Consider the following 20,738-nt stretch of genomic DNA (forward strand, 5'->3'; position numbering starts at 1 on the left):
AATTTGGTCCCAAGGACCTTCGACACGAAAATATTGGAAGGAGTCGCGGCATGATCAAACGCGCTTTGCAACTCGTCGAACACGATGTGATTGATTCCGCGCTGCGGACACTCTCCTTCGGAAAACAGGGGCTGGAAGCTCTCGAATCAGCCATGGCCAATGGCCTGGGCGATGCCTTCCGCAAGGCAACGGCGCTGATCGGCGACAGCGAAGGCCGGGTCATCATCACCGGCATCGGCAAAAGCGGCCATATCGGCAGCAAGATTGCCGCCAGCCTGGCATCGACCGGCACGCCGTCCTTTTTCGTGCATCCTGTCGAAGCCAATCACGGCGATCTCGGCATGATCACCGCGGCGGACGTTGTGCTGGCGCTGTCCTGGAGCGGCGAGACGGCCGAACTCCAAGGCATCGTGTCCTTCACCCGCCGCTTTTCGGTGCCGCTGATCGCCCTGACATCGGGCGAAAACTCGGCATTGGCACGCGGAGCCGACATCGTGCTGCTTCTGCCGAAGGCGACGGAAGCCTGCCCGCACGGACTGGCGCCCACGACCTCGACGCTGATGCAGCTTGCCATGGGCGACGCCCTTGCCGTTGCGCTGCTCGAAGCGCGCGGCTTCTCGGCCACGGATTTCCGGGTATATCACCCCGGCGGCAAGCTCGGCGCCATGCTCTCGCATGTCAGCGATCTCATGCACACGGGCGACCACCTGCCGCTCGTGGCGAAAGGCTGCTCCATGCCGGACGCGATCCACGAGCTGTCGGCCAAGCGCTTCGGTTGCGTTGGCGTGGTGGACGATGACGGACGCCTGTGCGGCGTCATGACGGATGGCGATATCGCCCGTCATCTCGACGGTCGTCTCGGACTGATGACCATCGACGAGATCATGACCCACAATCCGAAGACCGTGGGAAAAGCGACACTGGCGACGGCAGCCATGGCGATCCTCAGCAAGCACGGGATCGCGGCGTTGCTGGTGGTGGACGAAGACACCAGACCCATCGGGATCGTCCATTTCCACGACCTTCTGCGCGCCGGCGTGGCCTGAGGCTCGAAAGTCTTATCGGCGGAGGCTGAGCCACGCCGCAGTTCTCGCGACATCGTCCTGAAACGCCGCCAGGAGGCGACGTGCGCCTCTCCACAAACAACGTTGGGGAAGCTTTGCGTCATCTCGCATAGAGGGCGGGCCACGTCCACAGAGCCTGGAAGCGTCCAAAAGAGAGCGAGCCGATTGACGGAAAGAACCTCTGGTGCCCCATGCCGGAGTCGAACCAGCACTCCTTTCGGAACTCGATTTTGAGTCGAGCGCGTCTACCAATTCCGCCAATGGGGCACGGAGAGGCAGGATCGGGATTTATACGGGTGGACGGGGCTTGGTCAACCGGATTTCGCGGGTTCGTCGAGCAATCGCATAGACATGCGCGGCAGGCGGCGGGACGGTGTCGTCTTGGCGCGCGGGCCGGGCGGCGGGGGAAACGATGGTGCAGAGCAGCATCCGTTGTGCGGTTGCGATTTACAGGCGGCCCGTTCCTGCATAGAAGCTCTGGGGTGCCTCTCGGGGCGTGCCTCTTTTTACCCTCGGGCTTGGGTCTTCCACCCCAAGCCGTTCACCCCAAGTCTGGGCCCCTGCACTTCCCGCTTGGGGCCCGCCCCGTCTGCCATCTGATCCGAGGATTTGCCGATGCTCCGCAGCCTTTATGACTGGACCATGTCGCTCGCTGCACGCAAGTCGGCGGAAGTCTGGCTCGCCGTCATCGCCTTCGTGGAAAGCTCCGTCTTTCTGGTGCCCGCCGACGTGCTGTTCCTGCCGATGGCGCTGGCGCGGCCCGAGCGTGCCTGGCGCTATGCGGCGGTCGCGACCGTGGCCTCCGTCCTCGGCGGCATTGCCGGTTGGTATCTCGGGCACTATGCCTTCGAAGCCCTGGCGCGGCCCATCCTCGAATTCTACGGCAAGCTCGAAGCGTTCGAAACGATGCGCGCCTCGTTCAGCAACGAGATGCTCGTTCTGTTGCTCGTCACCTCGGGTCTCGCGCATCTCCCACCGATCAAGGTCGTCACGATCCTCTCCGGCGTCGCCGGCATCCATCTCGGCCTGTTCATCGTCTGCGCCATCGTCGCGCGCGGTGCGCGCTTCTTTCTGCTCGCCTGGCTGCTGCGCCGCTATGGCGAGGAGATCCGCCATTTCATCGAAAAGCGTCTCGGCCTGATATCGGCGGTCGTCGCCGCTTTGCTGATCGTGCTGTTCATCGCCTACCGCTTCTTCCTGCACAATCCGGAAATCGTCACGCCCTGAACGCGCCAACCTGGATATGGAGCCACCTCGCCGGCTTTCCGACGGGTGCAAAACAGATTTCGATCGCCGGCGATATGCTGTAAGGCCTTCGGCAACAGCTGAACCAACCCGCCTCCCGGAGCCTGACAGACCGTGACCGCCATCCAACGCTCTCCCGCCCTTCAACGCTCCCCTGCCCTTTTCGCCGCCGTCCTCGTCACGCTGGGAATGATCGTCACGGTCGGGACCGCGCTCGGCTTCGAGCATCTCGGCGGCTATATCCCCTGCGCCCTCTGCCTCATGCAGCGCGAGCCCTATTATTATGGCATTCCCGTCGGCGTGCTCGCCATCATCAGCGCGGCCTTCCCCATGCCGGCCTGGCTGCCGCGGCTGCTGCTGGCGGTCATCGCGATCATGATGCTGGTCGGTGCTGGCATCGGCGTCTATCATGCGGGCGTCGAATGGCACTTCTGGGCGGGCCCGGCGAACTGCTCCACCACCGCGCAGGGCGTCTCGGCCAATGTCGGCGACCTCCTCGGCGACCTCGACAGCAAGCATGGGCCCTCCTGCACGGATGCGGCCCTGCGCGTGCTTGGCCTGTCGTTTGCCGGCTGGAACGTGCTGGCGAGCCTGGTGCTTGCGGCCATCGCCATCCGCGGCGCCGTCAAAGCCCGCTAGAAGCGAAAAGGCGCCCTCGTCGGGCGCCCTCGAAACCCGTCGGCAATCCGTCAACGCCAAGCCTTACGGCTGCAGTTCGACATCCCAGTAGAGATAGTCCATCCAGCTTTCGTGCAAGAAGTTCGGCGGAAACAGCCGGCCGTTATTGTGCAGGTCCTGCACCGTCGGGTGATACGGCTTCTGATGGGGGAACATGCCGGCATTGCGGGGCATCTTGCCGCCCTTGCGCAGGTTGCAGGGCGAGCAGGCGGCCACCACGTTCTCCCAGGTCGTCTGCCCACCATGGCAGCGCGGAATGACATGGTCGAAGGTCAGGTCATCCGGCGAGCCGCAATATTGGCACTCGAACCGATCACGCAGGAACACGTTGAAACGGGTGAAGGCAGGATGGCGCGAGGGCTGAACATAGCTTTTCAGGCAGACGACGCTCGGCAGTTTCATCGAGAAGCTGGGCGAGGAGACCTGATGTTCGTATTCCGCCAGAATAACCACACGGTCAAGGAAGACCGCCTTGATCGCGTCCTGCCAGGACCAGAGCGACAAAGGGTAATAGCTAAGAGGCCGGTAGTCCGCGTTCAACACGAGCGCAGGCAAGGCCTGAGGTGAGACTGCAATCGTCAAGTCCAGTGACTCCTGATCGATTCGGCATCTGCACTTCTATATTAGGCTCGTTACGTCAGGATTGTGAAGCCGAAAGGAAAGTGGAAACAAAAGATTCATTTCAGTTGGTTACGGGCCGAATTCCCGCGCGCCTCATCACGGCAGAACCTGTGCGGCATCCCGTCGCAGGCTGCTGGCATAATAGGCCCAGAACAGCCGGGCCGCGACGCTGCGCCACGGGCTCCAGGCGAGGCTGAGGCCCTCCAGCACCCGTGCAGAGGGTCGGGCGTCCAGACACAAGGCGCGAGCCACGGCGCTTTGCAGCGCCACGTCCCCGACGGGAAACACATCGGGATGGCCGGCGCAGAAGACGAGGTAGACCTCGGCCGTCCAGCGACCGATGCCCGGCAGCGCGCCGAGCGTGCCGATGGCGGCCTGCGGGTCCATGTCGCAGATCCCGTCGAGATCGAGCAGCCCGGCCTCCACGGCCGCCGCCGCTGCCCGCAGAGCCTTGATCTTCGCGCCCGACAGGCCGACCGCGCGGCATTCCGCCTCGGCAAGCGAAAGGAAGGCCGGCGCATCCACCGTTCCCAGCCGCAGCACCAACCGGTTCCAGATCGCGGCCGCACTCGCCTTGGAGATCATCTGCGACACGATGATGGCCGCGAGCCCGGAAAAACCGGGTTCGGATCGCCGAAGCGGCACGGGCCCTGCGGCCGCAATCACGGGCGCGAGCCGGGGGTCGAGGGCACCCAATGCCGCAAGTCCCCGGCAAACGTCGTGATCGCTTGAAATCCGCATGGCGGCGCACCTCTCTCGGGCTTGGTTCGGCGGCCCTTTGATGGCAGAAGAAGGCATGCCGCACAGCCTGTCAAAGCCCCCGGTATATCGCTTCGCGCCGAGCCCCAACGGCCTCCTTCACCTCGGCCATGCGCTCTCGGCGGTGCTGAACGCGCGCTTTGCCGCGGAGACCGGGGGGCGGCTCCTGCTGCGGATGGAAGATATCGACCTCACCCGGTGCAAGCCCGCATTCGAGCAGGCGATTCTCGAGGATCTCGCCTGGCTCGGCGTCCCCTTCGAAGAGCCGGTGCGGCGACAATCCGAACATTTCCCAGATTATGACAAGGCGCTCGAACGGCTCAAGGCGCGCGGCCTCGTCTATCCCGCCTTTCTCACCCGCGGCGAGATCCGTGCCCATGTCGCGGCGATCGAAGCGGCGGGGGGAAGATGGCCGCGCGATCCGGACGGAGCACTGCTCTACCCCGGCCCGGAGCGGCGTTGGGGCGACGGGCAGAGAGAGGACGCGGTCGCCGCAGCTATGGCCGCCGGGCGGCCCTATGCCTGGCGGCTCGACATGGCGAAAGCCTGTCGCGCCATCGGCCAGCCGCTCACCTGGCAGGAAACCGGCATCGGCCAGCAGGATGGGTCGGGGGACAAGCGAGACACGCAGAGCGTCATCGTCGCAGCGCCGGAGGCCTGGGGCGACGTCATCCTGTCGCGGCCCGATGCGCCCTCCAGCTATCACCTCTCGGTCACGGTCGACGATGCCTTGCAGGGCGTGACGCATGTCGTGCGCGGGCAGGATCTCTTCCAGGCGACCGCCGTGCACCGCCTGCTCCAGACGCTGCTCGAGCTGCCGGAACCGGTCTACCATCACCATCGTCTCGTCCTCGGGCCGGATGGGCGCAAGCTCTCGAAAAGCCATCGCGACACGGCCCTTCGGGCACTCAAAGACCGAGGCCTCTCAGCGGCCGATGTCCGCGCGCTTCTCCTCTGAGGACGCGACGGGTCCCTCGTCCGACGGCGCTTCCGGAAGGGCGATGTCGCGCGTGGCGGTCTCCTCCACCGGCATGCCGCGGAAATGGCGGATCACCATGCGCTTGACCTTGTACTTCATGATTGCCGCATTGATCTCCGCGCCGATGATGAAGATGGCGCCGAGCATATAGAGGAAAACCAGCACGATCATGATCGAGGCGAGACCGGCATAGGTCGAGACGTAATTGGCGAAGTTCGAGAGGTAGGAGGCGAAACCGACGGCACCGATCGTCCAGGCGATCAGCGTGATGACGATGCCCGGCAGCACGTCCATGATCTTGCGCCGGCCATCCGGCAGCCACAGGTGCGAGACGATCAGCCCCCCGGTGAGGATCAGCAGAGCCAGTGCCAGGCCCCAATTATCGACCATCGACAGAAGCTCGTCGAGCCAGGGCAGCCAGCGGTCGGCATAGCGCAGCGCCAGCGGCACGGCGACGAGCAGCAGGCTGACGAAGGCAAGGATGACGACCCCGGCCAGCACGAAGCCGAGGCTGGCGATGCGCGTCACGTACCAGGGCCGGCTCTCGGCCACCCGGTAGGCCCGGTTGAGCGAGATGCGCAGCGCCTCGACGCCATTGGAGGCGAAATAGGCGGCCGCCAGCACCGAGACGGTGAGCAGCCCGCCGCGCGGCGTGGTCAGCACCTGGACGATCTCGTCGGCGATCGGCTTGGCGATCGACGGCGGCCATGTGTCGAAGATCAGGTGCACGGCGGTCGTGGCGAACTGGTCGGCGCCGAGAAAGCTGCCGAGCGCGGTGCCGAAGATCAGGAACGGAAAGATCGCGAGCAGAGACGACAGGGCCACGTGGCTGGCCATTGCCCAGCCGTCATCGTCGCTGAAATGCCACAGCGCATCGAATGTGACCTTCCAGGCCATACGCAGGAACAACGGCATCCGGTCTCCGCTTTCAAGGGCGCGACGTCCCCTCCCTTGAAAGACGGTGCGCGCCGCGATTTGGTTTCATGCACGTCCAGTCGCGTCCCGGCCGACGTTTGGGGCTGCAGACGCCGCCACATTGTCACCTGCTGTCGAATATGGGAAACCAGCGCTCCAAGTCCACAGGCTGAAATGCCGAGAGACGCAGTCCAGAGCGACGAGACTTCATGACCGACAGCCCCCATCGGGATCGACCGACCATCATCGTCACGGGATGTTCCTCCGGCATCGGCGCCTATGCCGCAAGGGCCCTCACCCGCGATGGCTGGCGCGTCTTCGCCACCGTGCGGCGGGAGGAGGATCGCGTCGGTCTCGAGGCCGAGGGCATCGAGACCTTTCTCATGGATTATACCCGCACGGAGACGATCGCGGCGCTGGTCGAGGCGGTCCTTGCGCGGACCGGCGGGCGGCTGGATGCGCTTTTCAACAACGGCGCCTATGGGCAGGCAGGCGCGGTCGAGGACCTGCCGACGGAGGCGCTGCGCCTGCAGCTCGAAACCAACGTCATCGGCTGGCACGACCTCACGCGCCGGGTCATCCCGGCCATGCGGGCGCAGGGCCACGGCCGCATCGTGCAGTGCTCCTCCATTCTCGGCATCGTGCCCTACCGCTGGCGCGGCGCCTATAATGCGTCCAAGTTCGCCATCGAGGGCCTGTCGCTCACCCTGCGCATGGAGCTTGCCGGCTCGGGCATCGAGGTCAGCCTCATCGAACCCGGCCCGATCGAATCGCGCTTCACCGCCACGGCCGTCACGCATATCCGCCGCCATATCGATCTCGAAGGCTCGGTCCACCGCGCGGAATATGAACGGCAGATGCGTCGGCTGACCGGCGAGAGCGGCCCGTCCAAGGGAAAACTCGGGCCGGAGGCCGTTTATGCCGTTCTTGTGAAAGCACTGACGGCAAAACGCCCGAAGCCGCACTATATTGTGACTCAACCGGCCAAACAGGGCGCGCGGTTGAAAAAACTGCTTCCGGCGGCCCTGTTCTATCGCATTATCGGGCGTCTCGGCTGAGCGGCCGGATCCTCTCTGGTGGGACGGCGAGCGGCCGTCAGAAAGACTGCGCATGAGTTCCTTCCTTACCGGCCTCACACTCCTCGTAATGGGCCTCGTCGTCATCGTGCTGGTGCGTGGCCTGATCAACATGGCCAAGGGCGGCAGCGGCAATGCCTCCAACAAGCTGATGCAGGCCCGCGTCCTGCTGCAGGCGGTCGCCATCGGCCTGATCATGCTGACGCTCTGGATCACCGGCGGAGGACGCTGAGATGGTCAAGCTCAACAAGATCTACACCCGCACGGGTGACGACGGCACGACGGGCCTGGCCGCCGGCCCGCGTCGCTTCAAGAACGACCTGCGGATCGAGTGCTACGGGACGATCGACGAGACGAATGCCGCCATCGGCATGGCGCGGCTCACCACGGCGAGCGAACCGGAGGTCGACGAGATGCTGAAACGCGTCCAGAACGACCTGTTCGACCTCGGCGCCGATCTCTCGACGCCGGATACCGGGGAAACGCTGCCCTACGAGCCGCTGCGCATCGTCGCCGGCCAGGTCGCGCGGCTGGAAACCGAGATCGATCGCCTGAATGCCGACCTCGAGCCTCTGCGCTCCTTCGTGCTGGACGGCGGCACACCGGCCGCAGCCCACCTGCACCTCGCCCGCACCATCGCGCGCCGCGCGGAGCGTTCCATGGTCGCGCTGTACCACACGCCCGGCGAGACGGTCAGCCCGGCGGCGCTCGAATATGTGAACCGGCTTTCCGATTTCCTCTTCGTCGCCGCCCGCTGGCTGAACGATCGCGGCCGCGGCGACGTCCTCTGGATACCCGGTCTTACAAGGTAAGGAGACCGCATGTTCATACCGCTTCACGATCGCAACAACCTGAAGCATATCCGCCTGCAGGTCGTCACGATCGGGCTGATCGCGGCGAATGTGGTGATCTTCTTCCTCACGGGCCCTCTGTTCGTCGAGGCCTCGACCGTCAATGCCGATCTGCTCTCCTTCGGCTATATCCCCGCATTGATTTTCGGCGATGCGACGCTCGCCCCCGGCATCGCCGTCGTGCCGGAAAGTGCGACTCACATCACCTACGCCTTCCTGCATGCCGACCTCTATCACCTCGGCACCAACATGCTGTTCCTCTGGGTGTTCGGCGACAATGTCGAGGATGCGCTCGGGCACCTGCGGTTCCTCGTCTTCTACCTCGCCTGCGCAGCGGCGGGCGCGCTCGTCCACGGCCTCGTCGTGCCCTATTCGCAGGCGCCGCTGATCGGCGCCTCCGGCGCGGTCTCCGGCGTCGTTGCGGCCTATTTCCTGCTCCATCCCAAAGTCCGCGTCTGGGTGCTCGTCCTCTTCCGCATTCCGCTCCCCCTGCCGGCCTTCATTCCGCTCGCCCTCTGGATCGCCCAGCAGTTCTACATGCTGGCGGTCGATCCCTCGGCCGATGTCTCCTGGGGCGCCCATGTCGGCGGCATCATCGCCGGCCTGCTTCTCGTCCTCGTCATGCGCCGCAAGGGCGTGCCGCTGTTCGACAGGGTCGTGGTCGTGCCGAAGGCCGTTCGCCTGGTGGATCCGAACACCATGCGCGTTGCGGACACGGACCCGCGCGACATCCCGCCCTCGCAGGGCCGCGCCGGTCCGTGGGGCACGCACCCGTGAGCCGAACGGCGAAAGACGCCGAGAAATTTCGTCCGCCGTATTGACGTGCACGTAAAGGTTAGTAATCTACGCGGCGTGACCGGGAGGCACGTTCAGGCAAGAATTGTATTTGTGGAAAAAACGCGTATCGATGTCGCCAATCGACTGACGGGGCGGCCAGTGAATATGCGATTCCATGAGCACACGCCCGAAATCTTTCGGCTCGAGATCGGCGTCGACAGGCGCCAAACGGAAAACACAAGTGCTGACACTGGCAGCCCGCTATCAGCACGCCAGATCCTCGCCGGGGCCTTCAAGCCCGGCCCCACCGCTGAGATTCACTGCCGAGATTCGATGAAGGAAGGCTCCATGAAAATTCTAGTCACCGTGAAGCGCGTCGTTGACTACAACGTCAAGATCCGCGTCAAGCCGGACGGTTCCGGCGTCGAGCTTGCCAATGTGAAGATGTCGATGAACCCCTTCGACGAAATCTCCGTGGAAGAAGCCCTGCGGCTGAAGGAAGCGGGCAAGGCAACGGAAGTGGTCGTCGTGTCGATCGGCCCGGCCAAGGCCGAGGAAACGCTGCGCACCGGCCTCGCCATGGGCGCGGACCGCGCCATTCTGGTCGAGACCGATGCCGCCGTCGAGCCGCTGGCCGTCGCCAAGATCCTCAAGGGCGTCGTGGAGGCCGAACAGCCGTCGCTCGTCATCGTCGGCAAGCAGGCGATCGACGACGACAGCAATCAGACGGGCCAGATGCTGTCGGCGCTGCTCGGCTGGAGCCAGGGCACGTTCGCCTCCAAGGTCGAACTCGGTGCCGACAAGGCGACCGTCACCCGCGAGGTCGATGGCGGCCTGCAGACGATCGACATCAAGCTCCCCGCGGTCGTCACCACCGATTTGCGTCTCAACGAGCCGCGCTACGCCTCGCTGCCCAACATCATGAAGGCGAAGAAGAAGCCGCTCGACAAGAAGACCCCGGCCGATTTCGGCGTCGATACGGCACCGCGCCTGACCGTGCTGAAGACCGAGGAGCCCGCCGGCCGCAAGGCAGGCATCAAGGTCGGATCGGTCGCCGAACTGGTGGACAAGCTGAAGAACGAAGCCGGCGTGCTGTAAGCCCCGGACGCAGAGGTCCGCCGCAGGCCCGAGAGGGCAGCGGCGCACCGGCATCCAGAGTTTCTGCACGTGATATGCTGCCGGGACCCCGTCGATACGACCGGACGGTGCGGCAGCGACAGACAGATCGAGATTTCGAGGAGAACATACGACATGGCCATTCTTCTTCTGGCGGATCATGACGGTCAGACCGTTTCCGACGCCACCGCCCGCACCGTCAGCGCTGCAACCGCCATCGGCGGCGACATCCATGTTCTGGTCGCAGGCGCCGGGGCGGATGCCGCGGCGGCAGGTGCCGCGACGCTGTCCGGCGTGTCCAAGGTCCTGCTCGCCAACGATGCGGGCCTCGCCAACAACCTCGCCGAGCCGCTGGCAGCGCTCCTGGTGTCGCTCGCCGGCAGCTACGACGTGCTGATCGCGCCGGCCACCTCCGTCGGCAAGAACGTCATGCCGCGCGTCGCAGCCCTGCTCGACGTCGCCCAGATCTCGGAAATCACCGAGGTCGTCTCGGCCGACACGTTCAAGCGCCCGATCTATGCCGGCAACGCCATCCAGACCGTCCAGTCGGGCGACGCGAAGAAGGTCATCACCGTTCGCACCTCGACCTTCGCCCCGGTTGCCACCGGCGGCGCGGCCGCGGTCGAGACCGTGTCGGCGGCTGCCGATCCCGGCCTTTCCACCTTCGTCAACGACGCCTTGTCCTCCTCCGACCGTCCGGAACTGACCTCCGCGAAGATCATCGTCTCCGGCGGCCGCGCGCTCGGCTCGGCGGAAAAATTCCAGGAAGTGATCCTGCCTTTGGCCGACAAGCTCGGTGCCGCCGTCGGCGCATCGCGCGCCGCGGTCGATGCGGGCTACGCGCCCAACGACTGGCAGGTCGGCCAGACCGGCAAGGTCGTCGCCCCGCAGCTCTACATCGCCTGCGGCATTTCCGGCGCCATCCAGCATCTCGCCGGCATGAAGGACTCCAAGGTCATCGTCGCCATCAACAAGGACGAGGACGCCCCGATCTTCCAGGTCGCCGATTACGGCCTCGTGGGCGACATCTTCACGCTTCTGCCGGAACTCGAAAAGGCGCTGTGATCCCGACACACCGACATGTGAACGGCCGCATCCCCCGATGCGGCCGTTTTTACTTTCGAAGACGCGCAGAGAGCGACGGAAAGCACTGGCAAAACCCGCCGCCAGCCTTTATCACTTTGAAACAGGCCTTGACGGCATCGGTCCCGACACCGAAACGGATTTCGGGGGCGACATGATGCATCGGGCATGAAGCGCTACAGGAAAGCTGGGTGCGTCACATGGGGACGCGCAGCGCTGTAGCGGTCCTGAACGTCGGCTGCGATTGGGGAACAACGGCTTGATGATCAAGAATGTCGGAATCGTCGGTGCGGGACAAATGGGCTGCGGTATTGCGCAGGTCGCCGCGATGGCAGGGTACAAGGTGCACCTCTACGACATCGCGCCCGATCGCATCGAGGCCGGCCTTGCCACGATCAACGGCAACATGGCCCGCCAGGTCTCCTCGGGAAAACTGACCGAGGACGAGCGCAAGAAGGCGCTGACGCTGATCAAGGGCTCCTCCGACCTCACGGACCTGTCGCCCGCCGATCTCGTGATCGAGGCGGCCACCGAGGACGAATCCGTCAAGCGCCAGATCTACGTCTCCGTCTGTCCGGTGCTCAAGCCCGACGCCATTCTGGCGACCAACACGTCCTCCCTGTCGATCACGCGCCTTGCCTCCGCCACGGACCGCCCGGAGCGTTTCATGGGCATCCACTTCATGAACCCGGTTCCGGTCATGAAGCTCGTCGAGCTGGTGCGGGGCATTGCAACCGAGGAAGGCACCTTCGCCTCGGCCCGCCAGTTCGTCACCGCCCTCGACAAGACCATCACGGTGGCCGAGGACTTTCCGGCCTTCATCGTCAACCGCATCCTGCTGCCGATGATCAACGAGGCGATCTACACGCTTTATGAAGGCGTCGGCACGGTCGATGCCATCGACACCGCGATGAAGCTTGGCGCGAACCACCCGATGGGACCGCTGCAACTGGCCGACTTCATCGGCCTCGACACCTGCCTGTCGATCATGCAGGTTCTCCATGACGGCCTCGCCGACAGCAAGTACCGCCCCTGCCCGCTTCTCGTCAAATATGTCGAGGCCGGCTGGCTCGGCCGAAAGTCCGGTCGCGGCTTCTACGATTATCGCGGCGAAGTGCCGGTTCCGACACGATAAATCATCCATCGTCATCTTGACGATTAGGAATAGTGAATGCAATTGTGAGTTCGCCTTCTTCGAGGCGCGGAGCTCTCATGATTGCATATGCCGCCGGCGGCAACCCACCCCTTGGCATGGCTTCCTCGCGCCGCGCCACCATTCGGTTGATCGGCGCGCTGGTCGTCGTCCCCAACATCCTCTTCCTGCTCGCCATGCCGTTCTATGTCGCGGTCCGGACCATCTCGCCGCTGTTCTACCTTCTTGCCGCAGCCGCCGCCTATTTCCTGCCGGCATGGGCAGCCTACCCGGTCTTTCTTCTGGCCGCGCTCCTCGACGGGGCTCTCGTCGCCATGCTGGCCTTCAACCTGCCGGTCGGCGACGCCATCGACACGCTGGCATTTCTCGCGACCATCGACGTCGCCGCCTCCAGCGTCTATGTCGCCTTCATCCTGGCCATGATCGCAACGGCCTTGACCGCTGCCTGGCTCTTCAACCGCTTCAGACCGGATGCGCCGCGCGCCTCGCCGACGGCCGTGGCCTTTGCCGCTCTCGCGGTCATCGCGCTCGATACCGGCGTCAACCGACCGTTCTCGGGCGCGGCGCCGGCGTTCGACAGCGCCATTGTCCAGAACGACCTGACGGCGGACAGGATCGCGGTGTCCGGGCGTAACATGCTGTTCGTCATGGTCGAGGGTCTCGGCGCCTTCGCAGACCCGCAGGAGCGCAGCCTCCTCGCCGATATCCTGCAGGACGTGACGCGCGGAGGCCGCTACTGGTTGACGAGCGGCACCTCCCGCTATTCCGGCTCCACCACCGGCGCCGCCGCGCGCGAACTCTGCGGCCGCTGGGGCAGCTGGGTCGATTTCATGGGCGATCGGACGTTCGACTGCCTGCCGCGCCGCCTGAGCGAGGCGGGAATGAGCACCCTGTCGTTTCACGGTTACTCCCGCGACATGTTCTTCCGGCACCACTGGTACCCGCAGATCGGCTTCGAGCGGAGCACCTTCCTGGAGGACCTGGCGGCAGAGGTCCCGACCCCGACGCCCGCGCGCTGCGGCAACGTCTTCAAGGGGCTCTGCGACACGGAAATCGTAAACGTCGCGGATGCCGCGCTCAAGGCCGACCCGGACAGGCGAAAGTTCGTCTACGTCCTGACGCTGAACACGCACATTCCTTACGAGCCCTCCGCCATCGACCGGCTGGACTGCGGCAGTGCGGCACCTGCGATCGACAACCGGACGGTGTGCGACCTGACGAACCTGTGGAGCGACCTGTTCCGTTCGGTGGCCGCCATCGCGCAGGACCCGGATCTGCCGCCGACCGATATCCTCATCGTCGGCGACCACCAGACGCCCCTCTGGGAGCGCGCCGCCCGGCGCCATTTCAAGCCCGGCCTCGTGGACTGGTACCGGCTGGAAAGCCTCCGGAGCGCGCCTGCGGGAGCAAAAGCCCGGCTCGCCTCAGGAGCCGGTGCCCGCTGACGCGGCCGCGCGCACCAGCGCCCGCCCCTCCTCGCCATCCCAGGCCGCCGGCCCGTTCATGGCCGAGAGCAGGCAGCCCTTGTCGTCGATCAGCACCGTGACCGGCAGGCCGAAGGCAAGGCCCTCCTTCTTCAGCGCGTTGAACACGCCCATGGACGCGTCCCGGTAGGGTTTCAGCGCCGTCACGCCGGTTTCCGACAGGAAGGTTTTCGGCTTCTCGTCGCTGCCGGTGTCGATATTGACCGCGACGACCTCGAAGCGGTCGCTTCCCTCCGCCGTCTCCAGCCGGTCGAGCGCCGGCATTTCCTCGCGGCAGGGCACGCACCAGGTGGCCCACAGGTTGAGGAGCACGGTGCGGCCCTTGAAATCGGCCAGCGTCAGATCCTTGCCCGTACCGTCCTTGCCCGAACCGTCCTTAAAGGTCAGCCCGTCCAGAGGCCGCGGCCGGTCGGCCGGCACCATCGCGGCCACCTGCCCCTTCATCAGCGGCGTCAGGCCCGCGATCTTGCCCGACGCGGCCGCGCATTGCCCTGCATCCCCTTGCGAAGCGATCTCCGGAGCATTGCCAGACCCGCTTTGCCTGACGTATACCGCAGCCGCACCGGCGATCAGGCCCAGAAGGGCTGCCAGCGCCACGAGCCGCAGGGCGGAGCGGGGTTTTCCCGGATCTGTCATGTCGGTTTTCAAGACTTGTACCTTTTTGAGGAACGGAAATTGCGATGGCCGACGGCGCTTCCGAAACGAAGAACTCCAACCAGATGTGGGGCGGCCGTTTCGCGTCCGGACCCGATGCCATCATGGAGGAGATAAACGCCTCCATCGGCTTCGACAAGAAGCTCTATGCGCAGGATATCCGCGGCTCGAAGGTTCATGCCGAGATGCTCGCCCATCAGGGGATCATTTCCGGCGCCGACAAGGATGCCATTCTCGGCGGTCTCGACACGATCCTGTCGGAAATCGAGGCGGGGACTTTCGAATTCTCCCGGCGCCTCGAAGACATTCACATGAACGTCGAATCGCGCCTGGCGACGCTGATCGGCCCCGCAGCCGGCCGCCTGCACACGGCGCGCTCGCGCAACGATCAGGTCGCGCTCGACTTCCGCCTCTGGGTGAAGGAAGAGCTGCAGAAGGTCGAGACCGCGCTTACGCGCCTGATCGCCGCCTTCCTCGATCGCGCCGAGGAACATGCCGACACGGTCATGCCCGGCTTCACCCATCTGCAGACGGCGCAGCCGGTCACCTTCGGCCATCACTGCATGGCCTATGTCGAAATGTTCGGCCGCGACCGCGCCCGCGTGCGGCATGCCATCGAGCATATGGACGAAAGCCCGATCGGCGCGGCGGCTCTCGCCGGCACCGGCTTCCCGATCGACCGGCACATGACGGCGAAGGCGCTCGGTTTCTCCGGCCCGACGCGCAATTCCATCGACACCGTCTCCGACCGCGATTTCGCGCTCGAATTCCTGTCGATCGCGGCAATTTCGGCCACGCACCTGTCGCGCTTGGCCGAGGAGATCGTCATCTGGTCGACGCCGCAATTCGGCTTCGTCCGCCTGTCGGATGCCTTCTCCACCGGCTCCTCCATCATGCCGCAGAAGAAGAACCCGGATGCCGCCGAACTGGTGCGCGCCAAGACCGGCCGCATCAACGGCTCGCTGATCGCGCTGCTCACCATCATGAAGGGCCTGCCGCTCGCCTATTCCAAGGACATGCAGGAAGACAAGGAACAGGTCTTCGACAGCGCCGAAAGCCTGGAGCTCGGCCTCGCCGCCATGACCGGCATGGTGCGCGACATGACCATCAATATCGACCGCATGAAAAAGGCCGCCGGCTCCGGCTTCTCCACCGCAACGGACCTGGCCGACTGGCTGGTCCGCGAAGCCGGCCTCCCCTTCCGCGATGCCCACCACGTGACCGGCCGCGCCGTGGCGCTGGCCGAGGCCAAGGGCTGCGATCTCGGCGAACTCAGCCTCGAAGACCTGCAGGCCATCCACGCGGCGATCACGGACAATGTCTTCGACGTGCTGACGGTCGAGGCCTCCGTGGCCAGCCGCACCTCGTTCGGCGGCACTGCGCCTGCCGAAGTCCGCCGCCAGATCGCCTGGTGGCGCGCGCGCAACTGAGGCCGTTCCGTCTCGCCTTCGGGGAAACCCATCATTTTTCCCGGGCGATCCATCAGCAATTCGAACGTGCGCGGTCCTTGAAAAACAGCTAAGAGGAACCGCCTGCCCTCGCAAAGGACCCGCGACGATGACATTTCGGACTGCCGCCCTGACGGCGCTGCTTCTGACGGCAACGGTGCTGACGGCCTCCGGCTGCGGCCGCAAGGGCGATCTCGAGCGCCCGAGCGTTGCGCGCGCGCAAGCTGCGAAAGATGCCGCAAACACGACCCGGGCGCCCTCGGCTCTGCCGTCCGGCTTCGTCAGCCCCGCCAGCGGCGCTGCACCGGCAAGTGCTGCCGTCGCCGGCAATGCATCGGCCCAGACGACGTCCGTGACGCAGATGAACACCGTTCCCGGCTCGGACAACAGGGCGGCCCGCAGCGGCCGCACCGGCAAACAGGACGACGTCCCCGAGCGCCCTTTCCTTCTCGACCCGCTGCTCTGACAGCCCACCCAAGGTCCATTCCGTGAATCACTTCGAATATCGCGACGGCGTTCTGCATGCGGAAGACGTGCCGGTCACCGACATCGCCCGCGCCGTCGGCACGCCGTTCTATTGCTATTCCACCGCGACCCTGGAGCGACACTATGCCGTCTTCGCCAAGGCCTTCGAGGGCGTGGACGCGCTGGTCTGCTATGCCATGAAGGCGAATTCCAACCAGGCCGTGCTGAAGACGCTCGGCCGTCTCGGCGCCGGCATCGACGTCGTCTCCGGCGGCGAACTCGCCCGCGCGCTCGCCGCCGGCATCCCGGCGGAGCGCATCATGTTTTCCGGCGTCGGCAAGACGGCCGGCGAGATGGATCTGGCGCTGGCCGCCGGCATCTACTGCTTCAACGTCGAGTCCGAGCCTGAGCTCGAAGTGCTCAATGCCCGCGCCGTCCGCCTCAATCGCCAGGCGCATGTGTCATTCCGCATCAATCCGGATGTGGATGCGAAGACCCATGCCAAGATCTCGACCGGCAAGAAGGAAAACAAGTTCGGCATCGGCTTCGAGCGCGCCCGCGCCGTCTATGCCCATGCCGCGACGCTGCCCGGCATCAAGGTGACCGGCATCGACATGCATATCGGCAGCCAGATCACCGAGCTGCAGCCGTTCGAAGACGCCTTCAAGGTGCTGCGCGATCTGGTGGACGCGCTGCGCGCCGACGGCCATGTCATCGATCACGTCGATGTCGGCGGCGGTCTCGGCGTGCCCTACAAGGAAGACAACAATCCCCCGCCTCTGCCGGATGCCTATGCGGCGATCGTCAAGGAACAGCTGGCCGGCCTCGGCTGCCGCATCGTCATGGAACCCGGCCGCCTGATCGTCGGCAATGCCGGCATTCTGGTGACGGAAACGATCTATGTGAAGGATGGCGGGTCGAAGACCTTCGTCATCGTCGATGCCGCGATGAACGACCTCATCCGCCCGACGCTCTACGAGGCCTATCACGAGATCCGCCCGGTGCGCATCTCCGCCGCCAACGCGCCGCGCATCACGGCGGACGTGGTCGGCCCGGTCTGCGAGACCGGCGACTATCTGGCGCTCGACCGCGAAATGGCCATGCCGCGCCCGGGCGATCTCTTCGCCGTCAGCACGGCCGGCGCCTATGGCGCGGTCCAGGCGGGCACCTACAATTCGCGGCTTCTGGTGCCGGAGGTTCTGGTCAAGGGCAACCGCTTCCATGTCGTGCGCCCCCGCACCACGATCGAGGACCTGATCGGCCTCGACAGCCTGCCGGACTGGCTCTCGGAAGACTGACCTCTGTCGGGCCCGGCCCGGATCGGCCAGGCCCTGCGGAAAACGCGGGGACGCGATGTCCGCGTAGAACGCCACGTTCACGATTGCGTTCTCGCCCTCGTCTTCGCCACAAACAATGGTATCCTCCCGGCCAAACAGGCTTCGAGCGGGCGCGGGATTCGCCTGGCGGCGGGGCCTGAGCAGAAGTAGGACGGTGCGGATGGCAGAATTCCGGCGGCAGACACGACCGGCAGGCAAGGACGGCGAATCCGGCACGGCGCGCACGGCCCAGAGTCATACCGGCCAGATCCATACGGGTATCAAGCAGACAGGTATCAAGCAGACAGGCATGGCGCGCACGCTCGCCCGCAAGCGCGGCTTCGCCCGCGCCGTGCTCGTGGCCGAGCGCCTCGCGCCGCGCGCGCTCTTTCCCCTCGGCGTCGCCTTCCTCTTTCTGTCGGCCGCCTGGTTCGGCCTTTTCCGCGCCGTGCCGCCGCTGGGTCACGCCGGCCTGCTGCTCGTCTTCGCGCTCGCCTTCATGGCGTCCCTCGTGCCGGTCTTCCGCATCCGCCTGCCCGATGCGCATGAGGCCGACCGCCTGCTCGAGGAGCGCAATGCCCTGCCGCACCAAGCCATCGGCGTGCAGGACGACAGGCCGGCCACCGGCGGCGCCTTCGGCGAGGCGCTCTGGCGCGAGCACCAGAGCCGCATGGCCCGGATGATCGGCGCGCTCGAAACTGGTCTGCCGCGACCCGATATCGCCCGCCATGACGGCTTCGGCCTGCGCGCGTTGCCGGTGCTGCTCGTGGCCGTTGCCTTCGCCTATTCCTATTCCAACCGCGCCGGGATGGTGTCGGACGCCTTCCGCCTTCCCGAAAACATCGTGGCCCCGCCGGATGTGCGCATCGATGCCTGGGTGACGCCGCCCGCCTATACCGGCCGCGCGCCGGTCTTCCTCACCGGCCGGCAGGACCAGCCGGCGGCAGGTGCCGAGAGCGAGACCAAGACCGGGACCGCCGAAGCAAGCGTGCTCCGCATCCCGCAATTCAGCGACGTGACCGTTCGGGTGACGCGTGGCGCGGCAGCGACCGACACGGCCGTGACCTTCCTCGACAAGGGTGCGAGCGCGGCCATGCCGATCCCGGCGCAGAAGCCGCAGGAGGTCGGCGCGGCCGGACAGGATCAGGCCGACAATGCCGCCCCCGTCCCGCCGCCCGCTTCTGTCCAGGACACGCCTGCGGGCGCCGAGACCCCGACACCTCCAGGCAACAGCACCCACCTCTACAAGATCACCCGCGACGGCACGCTGACGGTCGGCGGCCAGACATGGCAGTTCGCCGTCATTCCCGATGCCGTGCCGGACATCGCCTTCGATGGCGCACCGCGCGCCACCGTCAATGCCGCGCTGGAAATCCCCTTCATCGCCAAGGACGATTATGGCCTGAGCGAAGCCTTCGCCGAGATCGTGCCGGCAGAGGCACCGCCCGTCGACGCGACGCCGCTCTATCCCGCGCCCGAATACCGGCTCGACCTGCCGCGCCGCAATGCCAAGGATGCCAAGGCGACGGCCAGCCGCAACCTGTCGGAACATCCGCTCGCCGGCAAGCGCGTCCGCATCACGCTGGTCGCGCGCGATGCCGCCGGCCAGGAGGGGCGCAGCGCGTCGCAGGAAATCATCCTGCCCGCTCGCCGCTTCTACCAGCCGCTTGCCGGCGCGGTCGCCGAGGAGCGTCAGGTCATGGCGCTCAACAGCCGGGATCTGCCCCGCGCGATCGAGCTCAACGACGCGCTGAACATCCGCCCGGAAGACAACATCCCCAACCTCACCCACTTTCTCCTGCTGCAATCCGCCAAGGGCCGCATGGAGCTTGCGCGCAACGAAGAGATGATGCGCGGCACCGCCGACTATCTCTGGGAGGTCGCCCTCGGCATCGAGGACGGCAATCTGTCGCTGGCCGAGCGCAATCTGCGCGAAGCCCAGCAGAAGCTGTCGGATGCGCTGGAACGCAATGCCTCGGACGAGGAGATCGCCAAGGCCATGCAGGAACTGCGCGAGGCGATGAAGCAATTCATGCAGGCCCTCGCCGAACAGGCGATGAAGAACCCGCAAATGGCCGCGCGACCCAACAGGGAGAACATGCTGAGCAGCAAGGATCTGGACAAGATGATGGACCAGATCGAGAACCTCGCCAAATCCGGCTCGAAGGATCAGGCCCGCCAGATGCTGTCGGAAATGCAACGGATGATGAACAATCTCCAGGCCGGCCGTACGCCGCAGGACATGCAGCAGGGCCAGGACAACAGCGAGATGCGCCAGCAGATGGACAAGCTCGGCGCGCTGATGCAGGAGCAGCAGCGGCTGATGGAGCAGACCTTCAAGCACGATCAGGCTCTGCGCAACCGCATGCAGATGGGCGATCCGATGATGGATCAGAACCTGTTCGAGCAGCAGCCCGGCGACCAGAACCAGCAGCAGGACCAGAACCAGCAGCAGGGCCAGCAGCAACAGCAGGGCGAACAGCAGCCGGGCGGCGATCAGACCGATCAGATGACCGAGGAACAGCTGCGTCAGGCGTTGAAGGATCTGCAAGGCCAGCAGCAGGCGCTGGAAAAGCAGCTCGGCGAGCTGCAGAAGGGTCTCGAAGGCATGGGCATCAAGCCCGGCAAGGGCTTCGGCCAGGCCGGTCGCGAGATGAAGGGCGCGTCGGGACAGCTCGGCCAGGGCCAGGGCGAACAGGCCGTCGGCAGCCAGGGCCGCGCCCTGCAGGCGCTTCGCGAAGGCGCGCAGGACATGATGAACCAGATGAGCCAGGGTCAAGGCCAGGGACAGGGTCCGGGCCAGGGCGTGCCGCAATACGGCCAGAACGGCCGTGACCCCCTCGGCCGCCGCCAGCAGAACCCCGGCCCCGACTTCGGCGACCAGGTGAAGGTTCCCGACGAGATCGACACCCAGCGCGCCCGCGAAATCCTCGACGAAATCCGCCGCCGCCTCGGCAACAACGTCTCGCCGGAGGTGGAGCGGCAGTATCTGGAGCGGTTGCTGGATATCCGGTGAGGTCGCAGTCGGGTCCGCCCCTCATCTGACCGTCAATC

At 65.6% G+C, this 20,738-nt stretch carries 20 protein-coding genes and 1 tRNA gene; 16 read left to right on the plus strand and 5 right to left on the minus strand.

Annotated features, from left to right (window positions below):
* Window positions 1-50 precede the first annotated feature (50 nt).
* Window positions 51-1,046 carry a KpsF/GutQ family sugar-phosphate isomerase gene (locus tag ASG39_RS14255; protein WP_062595659.1) on the plus strand — a complete coding sequence of 332 codons (996 nt, stop codon included), beginning with the start codon at window positions 51-53 and terminating at the stop codon, window positions 1,044-1,046.
* Between the two features lie 200 nt (window positions 1,047-1,246).
* Here the strand turns inward: ASG39_RS14255 and ASG39_RS14260 are convergent.
* Window positions 1,247-1,331, minus strand: a tRNA-Leu gene (locus tag ASG39_RS14260).
* Between the two features lie 348 nt (window positions 1,332-1,679).
* On the opposite strand from ASG39_RS14260, the gene ASG39_RS14265 reads away from it, so the two are divergent.
* Both ASG39_RS14265 and ASG39_RS14270 read left to right on the plus strand, forming a co-directional pair.
* A complete protein-coding gene (locus ASG39_RS14265; protein ID WP_062595660.1) occupies window positions 1,680-2,291 on the plus strand; it encodes a YqaA family protein in 612 nt (203 codons plus the stop codon).
* 141 nt (window positions 2,292-2,432) lie between these two features.
* On the plus strand, window positions 2,433-2,948 hold the full coding sequence (locus ASG39_RS14270; protein WP_062595980.1) for a disulfide bond formation protein B: 516 nt from the start codon (window positions 2,433-2,435) through the stop codon (window positions 2,946-2,948).
* Between the two features lie 63 nt (window positions 2,949-3,011).
* Here ASG39_RS14270 and ASG39_RS14275 read toward each other — a convergent pair whose 3' ends face one another.
* Both ASG39_RS14275 and ASG39_RS14280 read right to left on the minus strand, forming a co-directional pair.
* Complete coding sequence (locus ASG39_RS14275; RefSeq protein WP_062474798.1) at window positions 3,012-3,569, minus strand: HNH endonuclease; 558 nt, start codon at window positions 3,567-3,569, stop codon at window positions 3,012-3,014.
* A gap of 135 nt (window positions 3,570-3,704) precedes the next feature.
* Entirely contained in the window at window positions 3,705-4,349 is a 645-nt protein-coding gene (locus ASG39_RS14280) for a DNA-3-methyladenine glycosylase (RefSeq protein WP_062595661.1), read from the minus strand.
* 55 nt (window positions 4,350-4,404) lie between these two features.
* Between ASG39_RS14280 and gluQRS the strand changes: the two genes are divergently transcribed.
* Window positions 4,405-5,325, plus strand: coding sequence for a tRNA glutamyl-Q(34) synthetase GluQRS (gene gluQRS, locus ASG39_RS14285; RefSeq protein ID WP_082477299.1), 921 nt, complete (start codon window positions 4,405-4,407; stop codon window positions 5,323-5,325).
* Here gluQRS and ASG39_RS14290 read toward each other — a convergent pair.
* Window positions 5,293-6,261 carry a YihY/virulence factor BrkB family protein gene (locus tag ASG39_RS14290; RefSeq protein ID WP_082477256.1) on the minus strand — a complete coding sequence of 323 codons (969 nt, stop codon included), beginning with the start codon at window positions 6,259-6,261 and terminating at the stop codon, window positions 5,293-5,295. The genes gluQRS and ASG39_RS14290 overlap by 33 nt on opposite strands.
* Window positions 6,262-6,470: 209 nt before the next feature.
* Between ASG39_RS14290 and ASG39_RS14295 the strand changes: the two genes are divergently transcribed.
* The 8 genes from ASG39_RS14295 to ASG39_RS14330 all read left to right on the plus strand — a co-directional run bounded on the left by ASG39_RS14295 (window position 6,471) and on the right by ASG39_RS14330 (window position 13,762).
* Entirely contained in the window at window positions 6,471-7,319 is an 849-nt protein-coding gene (locus ASG39_RS14295) for an SDR family oxidoreductase (protein WP_062595662.1), read from the plus strand.
* 52 nt (window positions 7,320-7,371) lie between these two features.
* Window positions 7,372-7,569, plus strand: a complete 198-nt coding sequence (locus tag ASG39_RS14300; protein ID WP_062474808.1) for a twin transmembrane helix small protein — start codon at window positions 7,372-7,374, stop codon at window positions 7,567-7,569.
* 1 nt (window position 7,570) lies between these two features.
* Complete coding sequence (locus tag ASG39_RS14305) at window positions 7,571-8,149, plus strand: cob(I)yrinic acid a,c-diamide adenosyltransferase (protein ID WP_062595663.1); 579 nt, start codon at window positions 7,571-7,573, stop codon at window positions 8,147-8,149.
* A 9-nt stretch (window positions 8,150-8,158) separates the two neighbouring features.
* Window positions 8,159-8,965: a rhomboid family intramembrane serine protease gene (locus ASG39_RS14310; RefSeq protein WP_082477257.1), complete on the plus strand. Its 807-nt coding sequence runs from the start codon at window positions 8,159-8,161 to the stop codon at window positions 8,963-8,965.
* Between the two features lie 348 nt (window positions 8,966-9,313).
* A complete protein-coding gene (locus ASG39_RS14315; RefSeq protein WP_062595982.1) occupies window positions 9,314-10,063 on the plus strand; it encodes an electron transfer flavoprotein subunit beta/FixA family protein in 750 nt (249 codons plus the stop codon).
* A 153-nt stretch (window positions 10,064-10,216) separates the two neighbouring features.
* Window positions 10,217-11,146, plus strand: a complete 930-nt coding sequence (locus ASG39_RS14320) for an electron transfer flavoprotein subunit alpha/FixB family protein (RefSeq protein ID WP_062595664.1) — start codon at window positions 10,217-10,219, stop codon at window positions 11,144-11,146.
* 280 nt (window positions 11,147-11,426) lie between these two features.
* Window positions 11,427-12,299: a 3-hydroxybutyryl-CoA dehydrogenase gene (locus ASG39_RS14325; RefSeq protein ID WP_062595665.1), complete on the plus strand. Its 873-nt coding sequence runs from the start codon at window positions 11,427-11,429 to the stop codon at window positions 12,297-12,299.
* A 77-nt stretch (window positions 12,300-12,376) separates the two neighbouring features.
* Window positions 12,377-13,762, plus strand: a complete 1,386-nt coding sequence (locus ASG39_RS14330; protein WP_062595666.1) for a sulfatase-like hydrolase/transferase — start codon at window positions 12,377-12,379, stop codon at window positions 13,760-13,762.
* Here the strand turns inward: ASG39_RS14330 and ASG39_RS14335 are convergent.
* Complete coding sequence (locus ASG39_RS14335) at window positions 13,742-14,437, minus strand: TlpA disulfide reductase family protein (protein WP_062595667.1); 696 nt, start codon at window positions 14,435-14,437, stop codon at window positions 13,742-13,744. The genes ASG39_RS14330 and ASG39_RS14335 overlap by 21 nt on opposite strands.
* Window positions 14,438-14,481: 44 nt before the next feature.
* Between ASG39_RS14335 and argH the strand changes: the two genes are divergently transcribed.
* From argH to ASG39_RS14355, 4 genes are all read left to right on the plus strand, one after another.
* Window positions 14,482-15,885: an argininosuccinate lyase gene (gene argH, locus ASG39_RS14340; RefSeq protein WP_062595668.1), complete on the plus strand. Its 1,404-nt coding sequence runs from the start codon at window positions 14,482-14,484 to the stop codon at window positions 15,883-15,885.
* Between the two features lie 127 nt (window positions 15,886-16,012).
* Window positions 16,013-16,369 carry a lipoprotein gene (locus ASG39_RS14345; protein ID WP_062595669.1) on the plus strand — a complete coding sequence of 119 codons (357 nt, stop codon included), beginning with the start codon at window positions 16,013-16,015 and terminating at the stop codon, window positions 16,367-16,369.
* A gap of 22 nt (window positions 16,370-16,391) precedes the next feature.
* The gene (lysA, locus tag ASG39_RS14350) at window positions 16,392-17,666 is read left to right on the plus strand and encodes a diaminopimelate decarboxylase (protein ID WP_062595670.1); all 1,275 of its coding nucleotides are present in this window, start codon (window positions 16,392-16,394) and stop codon (window positions 17,664-17,666) included.
* 328 nt (window positions 17,667-17,994) lie between these two features.
* Window positions 17,995-20,700 (plus strand): TIGR02302 family protein, encoded by a 2,706-nt coding sequence (locus tag ASG39_RS14355; protein ID WP_062595983.1) that lies wholly within the window; start codon window positions 17,995-17,997, stop codon window positions 20,698-20,700.
* Window positions 20,701-20,738: the final 38 nt, after the last annotated feature.

Origin of the sequence: Rhizobium sp. Leaf371 (genome assembly GCF_001424045.1) — a bacterium.
In the GTDB taxonomy this organism is placed as follows: domain Bacteria; phylum Pseudomonadota; class Alphaproteobacteria; order Rhizobiales; family Rhizobiaceae; genus Ferranicluibacter.

What these genes read in the sequence shown, in the direction of transcription:
- ASG39_RS14255 (WP_062595659.1), top strand. Translation starts at nt 51, where the DNA reads ATGATCAAACGCGCTTTGCAACTCGTCGAACACGATGTGATTGATTCC.
- ASG39_RS14265 (WP_062595660.1), top strand. Translation starts at nt 1,680, where the DNA reads ATGCTCCGCAGCCTTTATGACTGGACCATGTCGCTCGCTGCACGCAAG.
- ASG39_RS14280 (WP_062595661.1), bottom strand. Translation starts at nt 4,349, where the DNA reads ATGCGGATTTCAAGCGATCACGACGTTTGCCGGGGACTTGCGGCATTG.
- gluQRS (WP_082477299.1), top strand. Translation starts at nt 4,405, where the DNA reads ATGCCGCACAGCCTGTCAAAGCCCCCGGTATATCGCTTCGCGCCGAGC.
- ASG39_RS14290 (WP_082477256.1), bottom strand. Translation starts at nt 6,261, where the DNA reads ATGCCGTTGTTCCTGCGTATGGCCTGGAAGGTCACATTCGATGCGCTG.
- ASG39_RS14295 (WP_062595662.1), top strand. Translation starts at nt 6,471, where the DNA reads ATGACCGACAGCCCCCATCGGGATCGACCGACCATCATCGTCACGGGA.
- ASG39_RS14300 (WP_062474808.1), top strand. Translation starts at nt 7,372, where the DNA reads ATGAGTTCCTTCCTTACCGGCCTCACACTCCTCGTAATGGGCCTCGTC.
- ASG39_RS14305 (WP_062595663.1), top strand. Translation starts at nt 7,571, where the DNA reads ATGGTCAAGCTCAACAAGATCTACACCCGCACGGGTGACGACGGCACG.
- ASG39_RS14310 (WP_082477257.1), top strand. Translation starts at nt 8,159, where the DNA reads ATGTTCATACCGCTTCACGATCGCAACAACCTGAAGCATATCCGCCTG.
- ASG39_RS14315 (WP_062595982.1), top strand. Translation starts at nt 9,314, where the DNA reads ATGAAAATTCTAGTCACCGTGAAGCGCGTCGTTGACTACAACGTCAAG.
- ASG39_RS14320 (WP_062595664.1), top strand. Translation starts at nt 10,217, where the DNA reads ATGGCCATTCTTCTTCTGGCGGATCATGACGGTCAGACCGTTTCCGAC.
- ASG39_RS14325 (WP_062595665.1), top strand. Translation starts at nt 11,427, where the DNA reads ATGATCAAGAATGTCGGAATCGTCGGTGCGGGACAAATGGGCTGCGGT.
- ASG39_RS14330 (WP_062595666.1), top strand. Translation starts at nt 12,377, where the DNA reads ATGATTGCATATGCCGCCGGCGGCAACCCACCCCTTGGCATGGCTTCC.
- ASG39_RS14335 (WP_062595667.1), bottom strand. Translation starts at nt 14,437, where the DNA reads ATGACAGATCCGGGAAAACCCCGCTCCGCCCTGCGGCTCGTGGCGCTG.
- argH (WP_062595668.1), top strand. Translation starts at nt 14,482, where the DNA reads ATGGCCGACGGCGCTTCCGAAACGAAGAACTCCAACCAGATGTGGGGC.
- ASG39_RS14345 (WP_062595669.1), top strand. Translation starts at nt 16,013, where the DNA reads ATGACATTTCGGACTGCCGCCCTGACGGCGCTGCTTCTGACGGCAACG.
- ASG39_RS14355 (WP_062595983.1), top strand. Translation starts at nt 17,995, where the DNA reads ATGGCGCGCACGCTCGCCCGCAAGCGCGGCTTCGCCCGCGCCGTGCTC.